This window comes from Thermodesulfobacteriota bacterium, assembly GCA_040754335.1.
Lineage (GTDB): Bacteria > Desulfobacterota_D > UBA1144 > Nemesobacterales > UBA2774 > 2-12-FULL-53-21.
The window spans coordinates 179838-200957 of sequence record JBFMCV010000005.1; the positions used below are offsets into that span (position 1 = coordinate 179838).

The 21120-nt window shown below is 53.3% G+C and carries 16 protein-coding genes and 1 tRNA gene; 9 read left to right on the forward strand and 8 right to left on the reverse strand.

What is annotated here, in order from left to right; genetic code table 11:
* The first annotated feature begins 8 nt into the window (after positions 1-8).
* From AB1598_11775 to AB1598_11790, 4 genes are all read left to right on the forward strand, one after another.
* The gene (locus AB1598_11775; GenBank protein ID MEW6145687.1) at positions 9-1889 is read left to right on the forward strand and encodes an FAD-dependent oxidoreductase; all 1881 of its coding nucleotides are present in this window, start codon (positions 9-11) and stop codon (positions 1887-1889) included.
* A gap of 11 nt (positions 1890-1900) precedes the next feature.
* The gene (locus AB1598_11780; GenBank protein MEW6145688.1) at positions 1901-2230 is read left to right on the forward strand and encodes a hypothetical protein; all 330 of its coding nucleotides are present in this window, start codon (positions 1901-1903) and stop codon (positions 2228-2230) included.
* Positions 2231-2360: 130 nt separating this feature from the next.
* Entirely contained in the window at positions 2361-4157 is a 1797-nt protein-coding gene (locus AB1598_11785) for an ABC transporter ATP-binding protein (GenBank protein MEW6145689.1), read from the forward strand.
* A gap of 57 nt (positions 4158-4214) precedes the next feature.
* Positions 4215-5231, forward strand: coding sequence for a glycosyltransferase (locus AB1598_11790; GenBank protein MEW6145690.1), 1017 nt, complete (start codon positions 4215-4217; stop codon positions 5229-5231).
* Between the two features lie 24 nt (positions 5232-5255).
* Here AB1598_11790 and AB1598_11795 read toward each other — a convergent pair whose 3' ends face one another.
* The 5 genes from AB1598_11795 to murQ form a co-directional block, all read right to left on the reverse strand.
* Complete coding sequence (locus AB1598_11795) at positions 5256-5852, reverse strand: NADH-quinone oxidoreductase subunit I (protein MEW6145691.1); 597 nt, start codon at positions 5850-5852, stop codon at positions 5256-5258.
* 78 nt (positions 5853-5930) lie between these two features.
* Positions 5931-7706, reverse strand: a complete 1776-nt coding sequence (locus tag AB1598_11800) for a sodium:solute symporter family protein (GenBank protein ID MEW6145692.1) — start codon at positions 7704-7706, stop codon at positions 5931-5933.
* A gap of 44 nt (positions 7707-7750) precedes the next feature.
* On the reverse strand, positions 7751-9292 hold the full coding sequence (locus tag AB1598_11805; GenBank protein MEW6145693.1) for a glycoside hydrolase family 3 N-terminal domain-containing protein: 1542 nt from the start codon (positions 9290-9292) through the stop codon (positions 7751-7753).
* Positions 9293-9330: 38 nt separating this feature from the next.
* Positions 9331-10512 (reverse strand): anhydro-N-acetylmuramic acid kinase, encoded by a 1182-nt coding sequence (locus tag AB1598_11810; protein MEW6145694.1) that lies wholly within the window; start codon positions 10510-10512, stop codon positions 9331-9333.
* Between the two features lie 37 nt (positions 10513-10549).
* Positions 10550-11446 carry an N-acetylmuramic acid 6-phosphate etherase gene (gene murQ / locus AB1598_11815; protein MEW6145695.1) on the reverse strand — a complete coding sequence of 299 codons (897 nt, stop codon included), beginning with the start codon at positions 11444-11446 and terminating at the stop codon, positions 10550-10552.
* 94 nt (positions 11447-11540) lie between these two features.
* Here murQ and AB1598_11820 point away from each other — a divergent pair.
* Positions 11541-11616: transfer RNA gene (locus AB1598_11820), tRNA-Gly, on the forward strand.
* 539 nt (positions 11617-12155) lie between these two features.
* Here AB1598_11820 and AB1598_11825 read toward each other — a convergent pair.
* The gene (locus AB1598_11825) at positions 12156-13235 is read right to left on the reverse strand and encodes an MlaD family protein (GenBank protein MEW6145696.1); all 1080 of its coding nucleotides are present in this window, start codon (positions 13233-13235) and stop codon (positions 12156-12158) included.
* Positions 13236-13533: 298 nt separating this feature from the next.
* Between AB1598_11825 and purH the strand changes: the two genes are divergently transcribed.
* Positions 13534-15096 carry a bifunctional phosphoribosylaminoimidazolecarboxamide formyltransferase/IMP cyclohydrolase gene (gene purH, locus AB1598_11830; GenBank protein ID MEW6145697.1) on the forward strand — a complete coding sequence of 521 codons (1563 nt, stop codon included), beginning with the start codon at positions 13534-13536 and terminating at the stop codon, positions 15094-15096.
* Between the two features lie 160 nt (positions 15097-15256).
* Positions 15257-15847, forward strand: a complete 591-nt coding sequence (locus AB1598_11835) for a DsbA family protein (GenBank protein MEW6145698.1) — start codon at positions 15257-15259, stop codon at positions 15845-15847.
* Positions 15848-15971: 124 nt separating this feature from the next.
* Here AB1598_11835 and AB1598_11840 read toward each other — a convergent pair whose 3' ends face one another.
* A complete protein-coding gene (locus tag AB1598_11840; protein ID MEW6145699.1) occupies positions 15972-17531 on the reverse strand; it encodes a hypothetical protein in 1560 nt (519 codons plus the stop codon).
* Positions 17532-17847: 316 nt separating this feature from the next.
* On the opposite strand from AB1598_11840, the gene AB1598_11845 reads away from it, so the two are divergent.
* Complete coding sequence (locus AB1598_11845) at positions 17848-18576, forward strand: metallophosphoesterase family protein (protein MEW6145700.1); 729 nt, start codon at positions 17848-17850, stop codon at positions 18574-18576.
* A 283-nt stretch (positions 18577-18859) separates the two neighbouring features.
* Here the strand turns inward: AB1598_11845 and AB1598_11850 are convergent, their stop codons facing one another.
* The gene (locus tag AB1598_11850; protein MEW6145701.1) at positions 18860-20257 is read right to left on the reverse strand and encodes a porin; all 1398 of its coding nucleotides are present in this window, start codon (positions 20255-20257) and stop codon (positions 18860-18862) included.
* A 171-nt stretch (positions 20258-20428) separates the two neighbouring features.
* Between AB1598_11850 and AB1598_11855 the strand changes: the two genes are divergently transcribed.
* Entirely contained in the window at positions 20429-21118 is a 690-nt protein-coding gene (locus AB1598_11855) for a response regulator transcription factor (GenBank protein MEW6145702.1), read from the forward strand.
* The last annotated feature ends 2 nt before the right edge of the window (positions 21119-21120 follow it).

The following is a 21120-nucleotide window of genomic DNA, read 5'->3' on the forward strand; positions in this document are numbered from 1 at the left end:
ATAAATATATGAAAAGCGACACCGTGACGGAAAACAGGAGTAACGGTAAAAGGGCCGTGATAATAGGCGCCGGGCCGGCGGGGCTCACGGCGGCTTACGAGCTCGCAAAAGCGGGAATAGAATCGACGGTCATCGAAAAAGACGGCGTCGTCGGTGGGCTCGCCAGAACTGTCAATTACCGGGGCTATCGTTTCGATATAGGGGGACACCGCTTTTTCACAAAGGTGCGCGCCGTCGAAAGCATGTGGCAAGAGGTACTGGGGCAGGATTTTCTCAAAAGAGAAAGGCTTTCGCGTATATACTACAACAACAGGTTTTTTTATTACCCTTTCCGCCTCAGGAACGCGCTATTCGGATTAGGAGTCTGGAACAGCATGCTTATCGCGGCAAGCTACCTCAAATCCCAGCTGCTGCCCGAGCTGCCCGAGGACACGTTCGATAAATGGGTCTCGAACCGCTTCGGAAGGCGTCTTTACAGCCTCTTTTTCAAGACCTATACGGAAAAGGTATGGGGTATGCCGTGCAGCGAGATAAGCGCCGAATGGGCGGCCCAGAGGATTAAGGGTCTCTCCCTTATGCAGGCTATCAAAAACGCCCTCCTTAAAAATAACAGCACCGGGAAGAAAGAGGTCATCAAAACCCTGATTGACAGCTTCGATTACCCGAGGCTCGGGCCCGGAATGATGTGGGAGGCCGTAGCCGACAAGATCACGCGGGACGGGAGCGAGGTGCTCCTTAATTCGGACGTCAAAAAAATCCACGTCGTAAGCGGAAGGGTGGAGAAAATCGAAATCAGCGAAAACGGCAAAGAGAGATTCCTTTACGGTACCGATTTCATAAGCAGCATCCCGATAAGGGAGCTCGTACAGAAGCTCGAGCCCGCGCCGCCTGAGCACGTTATCAACGCCGCAGCCGGTCTCAACTACAGGGACTTCCTTACTGTTTCCCTCGTGATCCGGCAGCCGGACGTATTTCCCGACAACTGGATATATATACATGAGCCCGGCGTAAAGCTGGGGAGGATACAGAACTTCAAGAACTGGAGCGTGGACATGGTGCCCGACCCGGAGAAAACATGTCTCGGGCTGGAATATTTCTGCTTCGAAGGCGACGGGCTCTGGTCTATGAGCGACCGTGAGCTGATAGAGCTCGGAAAGGAGGAGCTCGAGAAGTTAAACCTCGTGAACGCATCTCTCGTCGAGGACGGCTCAGTCGTCAGGATGCCCAAGGCTTATCCCGTTTACGACGCCGGCTACCGAGAGTCGCTCAGGACCATACGCGAATACCTGGCCGGCATCACCAACCTCCAGCTCGTAGGACGCAACGGCATGCATAAGTACAACAATCAGGACCATTCCATGCTGACCGCGATGCTCGCCGCTAGGAATATCCTCGGGGCCGACTACGACCTCTGGAAAGTAAACGCGGAGGAGGAATACCACGAGGAGCTGAGAGACGCCGGAGAAGGGGATCTTTACGAATTCCGGGAGCTCGCCGTGACGCAGCCGTACGTGCCGGAGCCTATAGCCGCAAGGAGCTCGGCGCTTGATCAGGCGATCATAAGGGCGTTCGCGCGCCTGGACAAGTTCGCCTTCGCCGTTTCCGTAGGCACGGTGTCCGGGCTTGCCGTCTTTCTCGCTACAATCATTCTCATACTGAAAGGAGGTCAAGTCGTGGGCCCTACCCTCAACCTCCTCAGCCATTATTTCGCCGGTTACTCGGTAAGCGTCGAAGGCGCTCTCGTCGGATTCGGGTACGCCTTCTTCTGGGGTTTTATAACAGGTTGGCTGTTCGCGTACTTAAGAAACTTCCTGACGGGTCTTTATATCTTCAGGATAATCAAGGAGAGAGATTACTCGACCTTCAAGAACTTTATCGATTATATTTAACGGCGTCTGATATGAATAACGGCAGAGAGGAAGAGAAACTGCTTCAGGCAGTGGCGATACTTAACGCGAAGGTGCTGGGATTGATCCTCGGCATCATACTGGGGCTCGTCATATTCATAGCCACGAACTGGCTCGTGCTCAAAGGACCCCAGCCAGGCCCCTCGGGACAATATGTCCTGGGCCCTCATCTCCAGCTCCTGAGCCAGTTTTTTATAGGCTACAGGGTATCGTTCCTCGGAAGCATCATCGGGTTTATATACGGATTCGCAGCCGGCACGATATGCGGTGCCCTTATAGGATGGATATATAACCGTATCGCGCTCTTGAGGCAAAAGTGCTAACGGCGCTTCATCAGTCACCTGACGGAAACGATCCGCTCCAAGCCCTCCGAAAACTGGTAAAATTCTTAGAATTTTGAGTAAAATATCATCTCATCCGCGTTAAAGATATCCGCAGGGGAGATATGCAAAATTGACGGATCAAAGAAGGCTCAAAAAGAAATTCGTGCTCGGCTTGCTGAGTCCGTATAAAAAATACATCGCCCTGCTCATGGTATTGTCGTTTTTTGCGGCCGCTTTGGACGGAATTTCCATCGGCATGCTGGTCCCGCTTCTAAGCGGCATCCAGCAGATAAAAAATTACAGCCAGCTCCCGGAAGTCCTGCAGTCGGTGATCAAAATCTTCTCCGGTTACACGATAGAAAAACAGATACTCCTCTCCCTCATACTGGTGGTGCTGGCGCTGGTGCTGAAAAATCTCGTATCGGCCGTTTATTACTACCTCACATACTGGCTCACCGCGAGATTGAGCGAAAATCTCAGGCTGCGAATAACGGAAACGCTTATGGCCGTCGGCATCGGGTTCTACAACAACAAAAAAACAGGCGAGCTCGTCGAAAACATTATATATAACACCATACTCACCGAGGAGATGATCAGAAAAACGAGCGAGATGATCAACAACGTATTGTCCTTCATTCTGCTGCTCGCCCTCCTCGTCATTTTCTCATGGAAGCTTACGGCGGTTACTATAGTGCTTTCCGCAATCATCGCGTTCGGCGTTTCCATATACATCAAAAAAATATCCTTCTACGGACTCAAGCTCATCGACAGCGGAAGGGAGCTTACGGCATCGCTTCAGGAGAACCTGACCGGCATCTACGTCATAAAATCGTTCACAAAGGAAAAAGAACAGACGCTAAAGCTGAAAGCCCAGATCGAAAAGCACGCGGTCAATCAGCTGAATCTAAACTTTTCGACGTTCATGGTCCACGTAGTTACCGAGGCGCTTGGGGTCATTGCAATAGCCGTACTGTTCCTCATTGCGATCAAGGGCTCGGATATGGATTACAGGCTCGTTCTTACGCAGATGCTGCCCTTCATATATATACTCGCACGCATCATCCCGGTGATCAAACAGATAAACCAGGCGAGAGGGGTCGTGGTAAGCAGGCTCCCGGCATTAGACGCCGTCTACGACCTCGCAAAGCTCGACAACAAGCCCGTACTCAGGGACGGCGACAAGGTTTATTCAGGCCTCAAGAGGGGCATCAGGTTCGAGTCCGTCACGTTCTCATACGGCGAAGGAGAAAAAGCGGCTCTGACCGACGCAGGTTTTTATATACCGAAGGGCAAAACGACCGCGATCGTAGGCAAATCGGGGGCGGGCAAGTCCACGATAATCAACCTGCTGCTGAGGTTCTACGACCCGCAGAGAGGAGACATATTTATAGACGACGAACCCCTCAGAAACTTAAAGGTCGAATCGTACCGCCGCCATATAGGCATAGTCAGCCAGGATACGTTCATATTCAACGACACGGTCAGGAACAACATCGCTTTCGGTCTCACAGGCGAGCCGTCGGACGAGATAATCGTCGACGCCGCGAAGAGAGCGGGCGCCGACGAATTCATATCCGGGCTGCAGCAGGGCTACGACACTATACTGGGAGAAAGGGGCATCAGGCTCTCGGGGGGCGAGCGCCAGAGGATATCGATCGCGAGGGCAATATTGAAAAACCCGGAGATACTCATCCTGGACGAAGCGACCAGCTCTCTCGATACGCGTACCGAGGAGCTCATCCACCAGGCGATCACCGACCTCAGCAGGAACAGGACGGTCGTGATAATCGCCCACAGGCTTTCGACGATAAAGAACGCGGACCAGCTGATAGTGCTGAGGGACGGCAGGGTATCGGAGACGGGGTCTGAAACGGAGCTGATGGAGAAGAGAGGCGAATACTACGAGCTCGCCACCTCGGGCAAATGACCGCGAAACAATGAGCCCGGGGACAAGGTAGTCGTAGTTAATATTAAACGGCGAAACATGAATTCGGCGAATCCTTTTATCTCGGTGATAATCCCCGTGCACAACGGCAGCGGATATATCGATCAGTGTCTCGGGGCGCTCGGAAAGTCCCGGTACAGGTCCTTTGAAACGATTGTCGTCGACGACGCATCGACCGATAACACCCGGGAATTATGCAGGGAACTCGGCGTTACGGTTATCGTGCTCGATCGGCAGTCGGGACCGGCGGCGGCGCGGAACGAGGGAGCGAAGAGGGCGTCGGGGGAAATAGTCCTGTTCATAGATGCTGACGTAGTCGTGACCGAGAATACGCTCGGGCAGTTCGCGGAGCTTTTCGCAGACGACCCCGGCATATCCGCCGCCTTCGGGTCATACGACGACAGCCCCAGCGCCCCCGATTTCATTTCACAGTACAGGAACCTGCTCCACCACTTCGTACACCAGAGGTCGTCAGGAGACGCGTGGACGTTCTGGGCCGGATGCGGCGCCGTGAGGCGGAGCGTATTTTCGGAGTTCGGCGGGTTCGATGAGAAGAGGTTCCAACTCCCTTCGATCGAGGATATAGAGCTCGGCTACAGGCTGAAGGACAAAGGCTATAGAATAGCGCTCGACAAGAATATCCAGGTAAAGCACTTGAAACACTGGCAGTTGCTCTCGGTAGTCAGGACCGACATTTTCAACCGCGCCGTGCCGTGGTCGAATCTGATACTCGAAACAAAAACGATGCCCAGGGATATGAACCTCAGCATCCGTGACAGGGTCAGCACCGCCCTCACCGGATTACTGTTCATTAGCACGATCATACTCGTACTGGACGTTATCGGTATTTTCCGCGCGGTGCTGTTAGCCAGGATCGCCCTGTTTGCGCTGATTATCTCGGCAGCGCTCCTCATACTCAACAAGGACCTTTACGGATTTTTTCTTAAAAAGAGGGGGCTCGGATTCACCCTCCTCGCTATACCGATGCACCTTTTTTATTACCTCTACTCAGGCGCATCATTCGCCATATGCTGGATAAAAAAGAAGATTTCCTGAAAAATTTAGGGGGGAGCTGAAAATTCAGGACCGGGAGGAAGTATAGGTACCGGTGAGCTTTTTTACGTTCTCCACTTCTTCGGGCTTATCCAGTATCTCGCCCTTGCCCATCTCGTACAGGAAGTTGGCGTTGTCCCTGGGGGCGTGGCTCCTCACGTTGGGATCGAAGAAGACCTCTTTCGTGTGCACGAGCCCTGCCCTGTTGTATGAAGCGAGCTCGTACTTCATGCCCATCCTGAGGGCGTCGCAGGGGCACGCCTCGACGCAGAAGCCGCAGAATACGCACCTCATGAAGTCGATGTTATAGACCTTCGGCCTACGCTCAATACCGTAATCGTCAGCAGGCTCGGCCACGATCGATATCGCCTGAGTAGGGCACGCGACCTCGCAGAGCTTGCACGCTACGCATCTAATCTCGCCGTCATCGTCAGCGGGCATCACGTGGATGCCCCTGTACCTGGGAGGGAGCTCCTTTACCTCTTCCGGGTACTGTACCGTAATGGGCTTAAAATGTATAAGATGCTTGAGCGTGATAACAAGCCCCCCGATGATCTGCGGGAGGTAGAGCTTCTCGTACCACGTAAGCTCCGGATGTTTCAGCACTTTTATCTCTATCGCCATGCACGCCTTCCTGTCCTTGCCTGCATATAACTTATAACATAAATCGGCGGTTTTTAAAGCCGCGCCCGGAGGAGGACGTCAATCGGCGAGCTCCTTCCTGAGCCTCGAATAGACGACGAGGCCGGATACGAGCGAGACGGCTATCATCAGAGCCCCCGTAAGAAACGAGCCCAGAAGGACTTTTCCAATGCCGGTCATGCCGAACAGAACACAGGAAACGCCGAGCACCCAGTTTATGATTACGGGAGAGAAACCGGGCCTTTCGATACCGGGGTTTAATTCGCTTACGGGCTTCCAGAAGCCCCACGGGCGTACCCTCCTGTAAAACCCGGACAGGGTCTCAATAGGCTCGGGGCTCGTTACAAACGTGACAAGGACCCACGTAAGCACGGAAACCGGGATAACCAGAACCTGGTGCCTGAGCTCGAGCGGGATGCCTTTCGACCTCGTATATACGACTATTACTAAAATGGCGAGAAGGGAGGACGCAAGCGCGGATATCTCGGACCACGCGTTTATCCTCCACCAGAACCACCTCAGAACGAGCACGAGCCCTATTCCGGCGCTCATCGCCCAGAGGAATATCCACGCCTTCCCTATGTTGGTAATGTGGAACGCAAAATAGCCGGCCAGAAGGGTCAACCCGAGCGTGCAGACCCTCGAGACGAATATGTAGTGCTTCTCGGGAGCCGCTTTATAAATAAACCGCCTGTATACGTCGTTCATGAGATAAGAGGCGCCCCAGTTGAGCTGCGTCGACAGCGTCGACATAAAAGCGGCGAGGAAGCTCACGAAGAGGAGGCCCTTCAAGCCCGGGCCGAGGAAGTCCCTGATCACGACTATGTACATGGCCTCGTTGTCCCCCTTCGCCGCGTCGGCCCCGGAATAGATCAGAAGGGAAGCGAGCGCGACCAGCACCCACGGCCAGAAGCGTATTATATAGTGGTTCACCGCGAACCATGCCGTTCCCGCGACCGAGTGCCTCTCGTTCTTTGCGGAGCACATCCTCTGAATGAAATACCCCCCGCCGTCCGCGTTGTGGGAAGACCACCAGATGACGGTGACGTAAACGAGAAAGGTAAAAAAACTCGACGAGAAGAAACCGCCGCTTACCGGTTCGCCTCCGGAGGGGGTCATGATGAACGATATATGCTTTTCGTCGATGCCGCCCAACTTTTCTATAAATCCCGAAAACCCGCCTATCTCGGGCGACCCTATGACCACCCAGGCGAGTACGATCGTGCCGAAGAGCGCTATGAAATACTGGAGGAAGTCCGTGAGCGCCACCCCCCAAATTCCCGACATCATCGTGTAGAAAAAGGCTATCGATATGCATATCACTATTGCGGCCGTGGTTTCGACGCCGAAGAATATTTTCAGGACCTTCGCCATCGCGCTTATGACCCAGCCCATCACTATGAAGTTGAAGAGGGTCGCGAAATAACAGGCCTTGAACCCCCTGAGAAAAGCCGCCGGTCTGCCGCTGTATCTTATCTCTATTAGCTCGTTGTCGGTGATCACCTCGGCCCTTCTCCAGAGCCTCGCGAATACGAGGACAATGAAGACGTGGCTGAAGACGTAGTTCCACCAGAACCAGTTCTTCCAAATCCCTTCCGTCCTGACCCATCCCGTTACGGCCAAAGGCGTATCGGCCGCGAAAGTGGTTGCGACCATGGACGTGCCCAGGAGCCACCAGGACATGTTCCTGTCGGATACGAAGTAGGAGGACATGCTCCCGCTCGCCCTCTTCGTGAAATAAACCCCGACGACAAGGGACACGAGCAGGTACGCAGCGACGATACACCAGTCGAGCGGGCTAAGGTACGAGAGTGCTGAATCGAGTGCTCCACCCATGGACGGCATAATCTACCTGATACGGGCACTGCGTGATAGTAAGCCTAGAACCCGGTATCGACGGGCATTCTCCCTCTCGCCTCTAAATCCCCGAGAAGCACGCGGGCGGCAGAGGACTGGCATTCGCTCATGGAATCGAAGGCGCAGATGACCGTATCGAATCTATCGAACCCGCGCACTACGTAGGGCGAGCCTAAGGATATGAGGGCCTTATCCGCGGGAAGCGCAGCTATTTCATCCAATGCGCTCCTGAAGAATTCGGGCAGCGCAGACTGCTTTTTCCACGCCCCTACAGTGGTGTAGATGAGGCATATGAGGGCGTCGTACTCCCTTGACCGCGCGATTAATTCATCCAGCTGTGTGGTATATGTTACATGGACAGCTTTAAAATCTATTCCCGCACTGCCTAAGGATTCCGTGAAAGGGCCCGCGATGTCCCCGTCCGATCGGGTCACGTCGAAGACGAAAACAAGGGCCTTCCGCGAGCGGAGTTTCCCGCCCTTGAGCCTGCATATGGATCCTTCCGATATGCGCTCGATTATTCTCGTGCCGTTTTGAGATCTTACGGGCGATCCTGCAGGGGGCTTCGTCAGCCGCATGTTTTTTGCCGATACGATGCGGCTCACCGACCTGTCCAGGGTATTCATATTCAGCTCTCCGGTCGAAGCCATATCAAAGAGCCTGCTCAAGAGGGTTACAGGGTCCCGGGGATCGAGAATAATATCGCAGCCCGCTTCGAGTGCGAGGTGAGCGTTATCCCATTCTTCGCCCATCCTGTTAATACCGGACATGTGGAATGAGTCGGTTATGACAAGGCCATTATACGCCAAACCCCTCCTCAGGATACCGTCTACGATATCGCCGGAAATGGTCGCGGGGATGTTCCCGTTCGAGACCCTCGGGAAGGCAACATGTGCCGTCATGAACGCGGCGGCGTCTTCCCGGACGGCGCGCCTGAACGGAACGAGACCGGAGGATTCGAGCTCCCGGAGGGTCGTATACTGGACGGGCATGACCTCGTGTGAGTCGGCACCCGTGTCTCCGTGTCCGGGAAAATGCTTCCCGCATGCGAGAACACCTCCATCCTGCGCGCCCCTTATAAACGCCGCTCCCAGGCGGGATACAAGCCCCGGGTCGTCCCCGTACGAGCGTATGTTGATTATGGGGTTATCAGGGTCGGTATTCACGTCGAGCACGGGGGCGAAAATAAGGTTCAACCCGCACTCCTTCATCTCCTCGGCTATGAAGCGCGCTTCTTCGTATACGAGGGCCTCCTCCCCAATGGCTCCGAGCGACATGGTGAAGGGGAAGCGAACCGCGTCCGAGATTATCTGCCCTACCCCGCGCTCGGCGTCGAGGCCGAATAAAAGCGGTACGTCGGAAATAGAGCTGAGCTCTTCTACGGCATTTTTTACGGACTTTTTATCCCCTCCGAAAACTATAAATCCGCCGGCGCCGTATTCGCTTATCAGTCTCTTGACCAAGGGAAGAGGGTCGGGCTCCCTGAAATCGAGCCTGGGCATCACGACCTGACCTATTTTTTCGCGCGTGCCGAGATCGGATATGTTTGCTTGCTTGATATTCATTCAGTCAGGAAACTGTTTTTTATAATATAGCCCGGCGATCATAACCTGCCCAGCGCTATCTTGCCCAGGGGGACCCTGTGCGAAGCGCCTGTTACGCCGGTCAGGTTCCCCGGATTCCCGGAGATAAGCTCGTTTGCCAGTATCGCGAAAGCCACGGCCTCTTTCGCATCAGACGGGATTCCGTATTCGTCGGACGTCGAGCATTTTATATCATTGAATTCGGACCTGAGCCTGTCCATAAGTACCGGGTTCCTGCACCCCCCGCCGCTGAAGATTATCTCGCTTATTTTGTGGTGGGGAAAAATAAACCTAACATAGGAAAGGGCGATCGATCCGACCGTGAGCTCAAGGAGCGTCGCCATCAGTCCGGTGAGCGGTATTTGCCCTTTGTTCACGCGGGATACGAGAGCCTCCGCGCGCTCCTTGCCGAAGAGCTCCTCGCCCGTCGATTTAGGGGGAGGCTTAAGGAAATAAGGGTCGGACAAAAGCTCTTTAAGGAGCTTCTCGTCCGCTTTACCGCGGGACGCGTATTCCCCGTCCTCATCGAATTGCTTCTTTCCTCCCGTAGAAATGCTCATCACCCTGTCCATGAGCATATTCCCCGGGCCCGTATCGAACGCGGTCACCTCTTCGAGACTACCCGGAATGACTGTCGCGTTCGCTATGCCGCCAATATTCTGGGCTATGCGCACACGGCCGGGCTTATTAAACAGCAAATAATCCGCATAAGGGACTAGAGGAGCCCCTTCCCCGCCCGCAGCTATATCGCGCGTCCTGAAATCACCGACTGTCGTAATCCCTGTTGACTCGGCGATCACGTCGAGCTCGCCAAGCTGAAGCGTCGAGGGAACCCCTTCACGCCCGGAGGGAGGGTTGTGAGAGACGGTCTGCCCGTGGGAGCCAATAAGATCAACCCGATCCTTTTCCATACCGGACTCATCGATCACCTTCAGGGCGGCGTCCGCAAACGCGGCGCCGATGAGAAAATCGAGGCTCGATATATCGGCCGGGGAGCATCGGGGCGTCAAACTCTCGAGCCCGCGCCTTATGTCCTCACGATAGGGGACGCAGATGAATTTGATCAAATCGACCTTTGTGTCTCCGCCGCTGCCGGTAATGTTTACAAGTGCCGCGTCTATGCCGTCCCTCGACGTACCGGACATGAGGCCGACCACGAGCCTTTCTTTTTTGTCGATGAGTGATTTAAGATAGTCGAGCATATATGGCTGTGTTCAAAACGATTACACGGAATGAAGGCTACCCGAGCGCCCTTCGCAAAAATCCATTATTTTTCAGCAGCAGATCCTTCGCTTTTTTATAATCGAGGCCCTTTTTCGCCATTACAACAGACGCCTTCACGTCCCAGCCGGATTTCCTGAGAAGCCTCCCTGCTTCCCGCTCGTCCACACCCGCTATTTCCATCACGATCCTCTTCGCCCTGTCCCTGAGCTTGGCCGACCGCGGCTGCACGTCCACCATCAGGTTGCCGTAAGTCTTTCCGAGCATGACCATGGCCCCGGTAGTGAGCATGTTCAGAACCATTTTAGTCGCTGTGCCGGCCTTCATACGCGTGGAGCCGACTATCGCTTCGGGGCCCACGAGGACCGAGATTATAATATCGGGGACCTCCGTGTCTACCGGGTTGCACGTGACTAGTATCCTGCCGCTCCCCTTCTTTTGCGCGTACGAGAGAGCGCTCTCGACGAAAGGGGTGGTCGCGCTCGCGGCTATACCGACGAGGACGTCTTTTTTGCCGAGCCCCACTTTTTTGAGCTCCTTCCTCGCCTCCTTGGCTGAGTCTTCCGCGCCCTCGACAGAGTTCCAGACGGCTTTCCTGCCCCCGGCTATTATCGCCCTTATCATGGACGGATCGGTGCCGAATGTCGGGGGGCATTCCGCCGCTTCCAAGACGCCCAGACGCCCGCTCGTGCCCGCGCCTATGAATATGAGGCGCCCGCCCCGGCCGAGCCGTTCGACTATCAATTCCACGGCCTCGGCGATATGCCGTTTTTCCCTCCGGACGGCAGCTGAGATTGTATCGTCCTCGGCCAGTATGAGCCCGACTATCTCATCGGGGGAGCATTCGTCGAGGCGCGCTGTGCGGGGGTTTATTTTTTCTGTAAGGAGGTGTCCTGTCTTCCGGCTCTTCGTCACGGGGATAATTATATCCCGAAGAGACCGAATTATTAATACGGAGAGGGTGTTTTTGTTGACAATCCCCTGCTCATGTAATAGATTTTCAGGTGAAGCGGGTGTAGCTCAGCTGGTAGAGCATAAGCTTCCCAAGCTTAGGGTCGCGGGTTCGAATCCCGTCGCCCGCTCCATTTAAAACAAATTCCTGATAAAACCGGATTCGAACCCGCTGAGACAATGACGGGAATATCTGTAGAATAAATTAAGAACCGGCCTTCGGCAAGCTTCCCGGCTTCGCTAAGGCTTCGGGGGGACCGCAGGGCGAACGGGTTTGGTCTGATAGATGAGTGTAGGGTGTCACCCCCATCCTAACCTTCCCCCCTCAAGGGGGAAGGAAAAAATAAAGGCTCAGGATGAACGGGTTAGGGTACGATGTCGGTTTAGCACCGTAGGTGCCTGGAACAATGGAACACACAATGTGTGCGCCGGATCACCCCTACGGCTCATAGCCTCTGGGAGACGTGCCGCAAGCGGGAGGAACGGGATTTGTTGGACGTAGGAATGAAATGTGACACCCCCACCCAAACCCTCCCCCTTATAAGAAAGGGGGAGGGAAGTAAGAAAAAAGATCCTCCATAACCCTCACTGCTATGGCACGGCCTATGCCATGACGAGTTGCCGAAACGAGCCCTTTTTCTAAGGGGGAAAAAGAAAGGAAAGACTTAAGAATCTAGTTCGCGGAGGAGCTGTCCTGTTCCGCGTTGCTGGCCTTTTCCTGCTCGACGAAGTACTTAACGGCGGCGCGGACGAAGCGGCTCCTCTGGGCCTCGCCCAGAAGCCCCTTCAGGCTGTCGTAGACGCTCGGGTCGATGAGCAAAGCCCCGAGTGTGCCTTCCCCTCCCTTGAGCATCTCGGATATCTCCCTGAAATTAGACATAGTCTCCTTGAGCTCGGTTATGGCACCGTCCTGGCCGTTTAAATTGGCCGTGGCGTCTTTCAAATTAGCCACTGTTGAGTTGATGTCGCTCGAAAGCTCCTTGTTGTAAACGAGATCGTGGAGAGCGCCGTCCCCCCTGTTGATCTGGTCGATCAGTGTGTCGAGCTTGGTGACAGCTTTATTGAGCTTTATTAGAGCGTTCTCCTCTGCCTTGCCCTTCTTGTCCTTCTCCCCGTAAATCATCGTGTTCAATATCCCGTTATTCTTCTCGATAGCCTCGATGTTTTTTTGAATAGCTTCGGAGCTCGCCCTGACTGAGGCGAGGGTCTTGCTGATATTATTAATATTCTCCTCCTCCCCGAACGCCTTCACTATCTTGTCGAGGCTCTCGGAGATGCTTATGATGTTAGCCAATAGATCGCCCGACTGGCCGATTATGCTCGCGAATTCGATTGGAGTCTGACTCTCTATCTCCATGGTTTCAGGGATCTTGGCAAGCGGCTTTTCAATTCCGGGAATTATTTCTATATATTTGTCCCCCAAAAGCCCTTCGGTCCGGATTGTAGCCTTCGCGTCCGGATTGAGTCTGCTCATTCCGTCCCTGCTTATCTTCATCGTCACCGTTATCACCTTATCGCCGACCGGTTTCGGGGAGAACTCTATATCGGTGACCTCGCCTATCCTTACGCCGGAGAGCCTGACCGCCGCGCCCTTAATAAGGCCGGCGGTATTCGTGAAGGAGGTGGTGAGGGTATAGCTCTTCTCGAAGAAGCGCTGCTCGCCTGTCAGGAAAAAAACGATCAGTATAAATAAACTCAGTGTTATTAATACGAATAGACCGACTCTAAAATTCAATACCCTCTGATTCCTCATGGACCTGATCTCCCGAGAACTTAATTAACCCGATTAAAGAGGCTGGTAATATTGAATAAATTTTAATCCCAATTAGGCTAATTGTTAAAATTATACGTCAGAAACGGTAAATTCTCAAAGCCGACGGTCTATGCTCGCGGATATTACTTAATATAACTGCCGCGCGTCTATTGGAATTTCCAAGCATTCCGCTACAATATTACTTTCTCCGGAGCGCAATACATATAAACTTCCAAAAATCGCAGACGGCTTCAGGGAATGGATGGTTCTATAAACTCACCTCGGAAGGAGTGTAATCATGAGTAAAATTGAGAGAGCCATTATCAGCGTTTCTGATAAAGAGGGGATAGGCAATTTCGCCAAGGGTCTCAAGGAATACGATATAGAGATCCTGTCGACCGGCGGTACGGCGAAGCGGCTCAGGGACGGGGGAATAGAGGTTACGGAGATTTCGGATTTTACGGGCTCCCCCGAGATACTCGGGGGGAGGGTAAAAACACTCCATCCGAAGCTGCACGGGGGAATTCTGGCGCTCAGGGGCGATGAGACACACGAGAAGCAGATGAAGGAGAACGGGATAGTGCCTATCGACATGGTCATCGTCAACCTGTACCCGTTCGAGGAAGTGATAAAAAAAGAAGAAGTCGAGCTCGGCGAGGCGATAGAGAATATAGACATAGGAGGCCCCACCTTACTTCGGGCCGCCGCCAAGAACTATCAGCACGTAACGCTTGTCACGCACCCGGAGGACTACAAGGACATTTTGAAGGAGCTCAAGAAAAACAAGGGGGCGATATCCCCCGAAACGAACTTCAGGCTCGCAGTAAAGGCGTTCTCGTACGTGGCGCGCTACGACGCCGCAATATCGAACTATCTGGGCGGGCTCGAGAAGGACGGCGGAAAAAACAAATTCCCCGCTACGATAACAATGCACCTGGAGAAGAAGATGAAGCTCCGGTACGGTGAGAACCCGCACCAGGAGGGGTCGTTCTACGTTCTACCGGAGGTAAGCGAGCCGTGCATTTCCAATTCGGTCCAGCTCCAGGGTAAGGAGCTTTCTTTGAACAATATATACGATACGGACGCCGCGCTCGAAGCTGTAAAGGACTTTCATGAGACGGCCTGCGTTATCGTTAAGCACAATAACCCGTGCGGCGTCGCGACCGATGAGAGCGTGGTAAACGCGTTCCTCAAAGCAAAGGCGTGCGATCCCGTGAGCGCATTCGGCGGGATCGTGGCGTTCAACAAAGACGTGGACGAGGTAACAGCGTCCGAGCTCGCGAACATGTTCCTCGAAGTGGTCATTGCGCCCGGCTATTCGGAGAAGGCGCTCGAAGTGCTGTCAAGCAAGGGGAATCTACGCGTGATGAAAACACCGCCGCTCAAAAACGACACCGGGCCGGGCCTCGATTTCAAGAAGGTCGTCGGAGGGGCTCTCATTCAGGACAGGGACACCGGAGTGAACGACGATTTCAGGGATATGAAGGTTGAAACCAAACGTCAGCCCACCGACGAAGAGCTCGAAGCGCTGAAATTCGCGTGGAAGGTATGCAAACACGTGAAGTCGAACGCCATAGTCTTCGCCCGTAACGGCCAGACCGTCGGCATCGGAGCGGGACAGATGAGCAGAGTCGATTCCGTGAAGATCGCCACATTCAAAGCCGTGATGCCGACAGAGGGCGCCGTGATGGCCTCGGACGCCTTCTTCCCGTTCAGGGACGGGATAGACGAAGCTGCTAAAGCGGGAATCACGGCGATAGTACAGCCCGGAGGCTCGATAAGGGACAAGGAAATAATCGCCGCAGCCGACGAGCACGGCATGGCGATGGTATTTACGGGCGTAAGGCACTTCAAACATTGAGGGAAAGACTTCTCAAATCCAGCCATTCATACGGCCGATTGTGGGCTCCAGGCAAGGACCAAGCCGGCAGTTGCGTTTTTCAATTTCCTCTCACATGGCTTAACCTATAGGCTGACGCTGCTTTGACGGTGCTGCCCGTGTGCTCTATAATAAGCCATAAATGAAGCTTACGGTATTTTACGATTATACCTGCCCCTTCTGCTACATCACCTCGAAAAACCTGGAGACCCTTTCAAACGAATTCGATCTGGATATCGAGTGGAAGGGCATCGAGATCCACCCGGAAATCCCAAGTCAGGGCCAAAAGAGCAGCAGGTCCCTGAAATCCATCAAAACTGTCGAATCGATAAAAGGCGCGGCGAATGAGAGCGGAACTGTGATAGCGCTCCCGGGTTTCCGGACCAATTCCAGGCTGAGCCTCGAAGCCTCTGAATTCGCAAAAACGAGGAACCGGTTCAAGGGCTTCCACGACTCGATATTTGAAGCCTATTTCGCGGACAGAAAAAATATCGGAGACTTAAAGATAGTAATTGAAGCAGGTATAAAAGCGGGGCTCGACGGCGCGGAGCTTGAGGAGTGCCTCGGCAAACGGACGATGTTCCATAAAGTCGAGGAAAATAAAAAAGCCGCACAATCAAACCTAGTGACAGGAGTGCCAACTCTCATAATGGGTAAATTCCCCGTTTACGGAAATCAGTCTCTCGAAACTTTGAGACACATGATCAGGAGAGCGATCGAGAGGACTGCCTGACGTTTCCGTCAATTTAAGCTTTAAAACAAAAAACCCCTTCCCTTGCCGAGCAAGAGAAGGGGTTAATTTTATCACACCGGTGAGAGACAAATAACGTACCGTCTCCGCCCGGGCGCCGTGATTTCTATTTAAAGAACTGGTCGATGAAGATCATCAGCCTGCCCTGTACCGTGAACGGCGTTTCATCGTAACGAACACCGTCTGACTCTACCTCGTTGGCAGCGAGAGTATTGGCCGCCTGCGCCTCGAGGAGCGTATCCAAGCTGCTTCCCGGGAACACTATACCGCCGATGAGGTCGAGGTTGACGCCGGGATACATATGCCAGGTGAGCGTACCTTCGACTTCCGTACCCATGTAGGTATCGAGGCTGTCAACACCCGGGTAGGGGTTATCCGTTTCTTCGTTGAAAGCTACTACTACCTGAGGAGTGAAGGAAAGCTCGTCGATGAGCTTTACCGTACCCCACAGTCTCGCATAGTACGCGTTGAAAACGCTGCTCTCAACCTGGTAAATGTTCGGGATCATGTTCTTGAAAAGAAGGTTGTCGAGGTTGTAAGCGGGGTTGAAGAATATGACGCTACCTTCGATCGAGCCCGTGCTAAGGTCATCACCCTTAGACCAGCCGAATTCGGCCGCTACTATCTTCATCGGCCAGCCCGGATATACTTCCGCGCGCGCCGCGAAGATAATGTTGGACGCGTCTATATCTATATCACCTACTCCGGCTATGCTGAGCTCACCCCAGGCTCCCTGCATTTCACCAACGAGCCTCCAGAGGTCAGTCTTGTAATCGATCAAACCGGAATATAGAACCAGATGGTCGAGGTTTACACCGCTGGTCGCTGCGCCTGAATTAGGCGGAACTCCCGGGTCCGTACCGCTCGTCGGGAAAGTTCCGACCGAGTCCTGGTGGATGTACGGGAACACATAACCGCCGATCGTCAGGTTACCGCCGGCGACGTTCGGGCTGTTGAATATAAGGGCCGCTGCTGCGATATCATAACCGTTTCCGTTTCCGGTAACCACGCTGTTGCCCTGTGTGAATATATCCGAAACCAATACGAATGTGATAGACGAAGAGCCAGCTGCGAAAGACTTAAGATAAAGGAACCTGTCGAGCACGAAACCGAGGTCGCTGTAGGGATCCCAACCGCCGTTCGCAAGAATTCCGAGACCCCAGTCGAATGGCTGGCGTCCGACCCTTACGAAACCGATGTTGTGGGGGAGAACTATGTCCGCATGGAGCATCCTTACATCGAAGAACCCCGGATCGTCTATCGCTAAAGGACCGGTCAGGATCGCACCCCTGAACCTGTCGCTGAACGATAGGCTCGAATTGACGACAGTGTTGCGTCCACCAAGAAGCTCTGTCGTGGAACCGCCCCAAATGTTGTTGTCAAATACGTTCAACTGTGCCCGGATCGTGACTGCGTCGCTGAGCACCAGCTGGGGGGTTAAGCGCAGAGTGGTATCCGCGAAAAATATATTGTCATCATTATTGTTGAAACCGAGGTCTATCGCGTTCTGTCTGCTCAACGCAGATATAAAGGTTGCGTTACCGATGTAACGCGCTCTCGTACGCATGTAACTCGGAAAGCCGCCCAAACTGAGTTCGACAGCGAACGTAGGCACGGCCATACATAGAGCCAATAAAAACATAAAAAGCCATTTGGCTTTACTCATCTCTCCTTACCTCCTTTGATTTAGTTTTAAAGTTCTGAGCTTACTCTATATAAATTAAACTCTTTTGTCAAGAGGTTTTTTCGACTGATACCGCAACCCTCTCGACTCTTCTCTCTCCCTTGCACACATTCTAACACACTTTGTTTAAAAATCTAGCTCCCATGTGAAAAAATGTAAAAAATCTCTAAATCACACGCCCTAATTATACACCATTATTAATGTAGGAAATATGGTGTCTTAATATATCGCCGGCCAAACGCATTCTTAACAATATATTGATACGCCGTTAACAGTACCGATTTATAATACCGGTAATATGAAAATTCTAATAATTTCAGACATCCACGCGAACTGGCACGCGCTCCAGGCGGTCCTTGCCAGGGAAAGCCACGACGCGCTCATATTCCTTGGAGACGTAGTGGACTTCGGCCCCGACCCCAAAAACTGCGTTAATTTTCTGATGAAATCCTCGAAAACCCGCTTTTGGGGGGTGAGGGGAGACCACGACCACGCGCTTGCTTTCGGTACGGGCAGCAACTGCTCGGAGGAGCTCAGCAGGCTCTCCAACATATCGAGGGAGTGGGGCGAGTGCTTTCTCTCGGGCGAAGAGGTCGGGTTCCTTAGGAGGTTGCCTCTCGACAGGGACTTTTCGATAGACGGTATCGATTTCGAGATCGCGCACGGCTCGGACCCCTATTCCTATGTATTCTATAACATGGTCGTCCGGGGTGATCAGCCCTCTATCGAAACTCCGGATGAATCGGGAAGCGGCGAGAGTCGAAAATTTATACTGACCGGGCACTCTCACAAACCGTTTGTAAAAACCATAGGGAATACCACGGTACTCAATCCCGGCTCCGTAGGGCAGCCGAGGGACCGCGACCCGAGGGCATCCTATGGGGTGATCGAGAACGGAGAGGCCTCCATAAGAAGGATCAGCTACGACATCGAGAAAACGGTCAAGGACCTCGAAAGGAGCGGGATGCCCTGCGGCGCTAAATCGAGGCTCATATCCATGCTGGTCTCGGCATCCGTTATAAATTAAGCCCGTCCCACCGTATACCGCGCACGGATTCGCCCTACGTGCTTCGGCTCCAATATTGAACTAATGCCTCCTTCGGGCATCGGCTTTCTACCCAGGCGTTAACCCAAAAGTCATTATCCCCGGTCGCGGCCGGTCTATTCGTATAATTTGCCGGTCGATTAAAAAGAAGCCCGGCACATGAGGCCGTCTCATGTGCCGGGCTTCGGAGGTTTCGGAGCCAGAATGAAAAAGGGAGATGATTTAATTTTTCTTTATTCCCTAAATAACCCCGACCCTGATCAGATCAGAAGTTGGCCTGTACCTGCACCCTGAATATGTTCGCATCCACGTCGGGCTCGCCTTCGGTGAACTCGTTCCTCTGGAACGTATAGTTAGCCATCAGCTTCCACTTGTGGTTATGAGACATATAGTAGTTGAGACCGGGGGTTAATTCCCAAGTTTTGCTGGTCACGCTCGTGTCGGGCGGGACGACCCCTGAGCTCGTATCGTAGTCTACAAGGGCATACCTCGCCGCAATCTCGACCGTCTTGGGGACCAGGAACACGCCGGCCTGAGCCCTGAAGCCCTGGTCAAAGGCTGTATCCTGAGGGCCCGTGTCAGGCGCAATCCACCTGGCGTCGTATTCGCCCTCTACGTTGAAGTAACGCATCTTGAAGTTCAAATCGGCAGTCAACTGAGTGAAGTCGCTCGACGGGTACGCTAGCTCCGCTATCCTGTCGCATACTCCTCCGTTGGGTGTCTTTACAGCACAGTCGAGTCCGGGCAGTACGGAGCCGCCGACGCCCGCCGTGAAAGTAGGCTCCTTGGCGAAGTTGGGAACTATCTCGTAGGCTTTGGCCGTCGGGAACGTGCCGTTTGCGTCGAACTTATAATCGTCGTCCCCTCCGAGACCGAGCTGTATCCTGCCTACATAGAGCATGTTGGAGTCAACGCTCGTCCCGTTTATACCGTCCCCGTTGAATACGCCCACGCCGTATGAAACGTTGTTGTTAGCACCTAAACCGCCAACCAGGGCGAGACCGCGGTCCCTCTCGAGAGAGAACTCGGAGTTCACGATCGACCTCTCGATGAACTGCAGAGCGCCCGAAGAGTTGAGCTCTTCCCTGTTGAACGGGACCTTCCACTGGCCTATCCTGGGTGCGATCTCCTTCTGATATGCGGCAGTGAAATACATATCCTTCATAAGGGAGCTGCTTGCGGGGTCTATCATGAACGTATAATAGAACCAGGGGGCAAACGCGATACCCGACCACTTGAGCTCGAGCCTCCGGAGCTGGAAGTTGGTCGCGACATCTTTTCCGTCCGTATCGTTGACCGAGCCGATTATCTGGGCCAGTATGCTGAATTTCATCTTGAACGGCATACCCGCCTTATCGGTCGATTCAAAAACGAAACCGCTGTCGTACTTGGCCATAAACTTGTTGTACCACGCATCCTCGTCAACCGTCTCCTGCTTCGTCTTTAACTCGGCGATCTGCTCCTGATCCGCCTGCCTGGCGTTCTCGAGCAGGTCAATCTGCTGCTTGAGCTGGTCGATCTGCTGCTGATTCTGGCGCTGGATCGCTTCGATCTGCTGCTTCAATTCCTGTATCTGCTGTTTAGTCGACTGCGCTTTGGCGCTTACGCCCGAAAGCGGCAGGACCAAAACCGCGATAAATAGCAGTTTCAGTAACGTCTTCATCTCTCGACTTCCTCCTTTAGAGAATTTGGGGAACATCATAGAGAGGAATCGTTAATCTGATGTGAAATTAATGTTAAGGTACTGTTAAGGGGGGCGTATGTTATTGCAAGTAGCCGCTTATCGTTTAATCTAAGGGGTAGTTTCCTGTATACTTAGAATAGGTTAGGTGCTATGACTGAAAAACTGATTACGATAGTGGACGATGAAGAAGATATAGTCAAGCTCGTGAGCCACCACCTGAAAAGGGAGGGGTTCAAGGTAAAGGAGTTCCATAACGGGCGGGATTTTCTTTCTTACATAGAATCCGTGGTCCCGGACCTGGCGGTGCTCGACATCATGCTGCCCGGAATAGACGGGCTCGAGATCTGCAGGATCCTGAAAAACAAGTCGACGACCGCCTCCGTACCCATAATCATGCTGACGGCCAAGGCCTCGGAAGCGGACGTAGTCGTAGGGCTCGAGCTCGGCGCGGACGATTACATCGTAAAGCCGTTCAGCCCGCGTGAGCTCGTGGCCAGGGTGAAGACGGTCCTGCGTAGAACCGGGGCCAAGGAATCGGACGATAATATAATAAAGATAGGCCCATTGACCATAAACACCGAGAAGTATGAAGTCTCGGTGGATAACGAAAAGGTGTTACTCACGACGACGGAGTTCAAGATCCTTGAGGTGCTCGCGGACGGAAAGGGGAGGGTTTTCACGAGGGACCAGCTCCTTAAAAAGAAAAGGCTCTGGGGGGATGACAAGCTCGTTTACGACAGAACGATCGACGTGCACATAAAAAACCTCAGGGAAAAGCTGGGGGCTGCGGGGAACATGATTAAAACAGTAAGAAGCATAGGTTATAAACTAGAAGAGTAGGA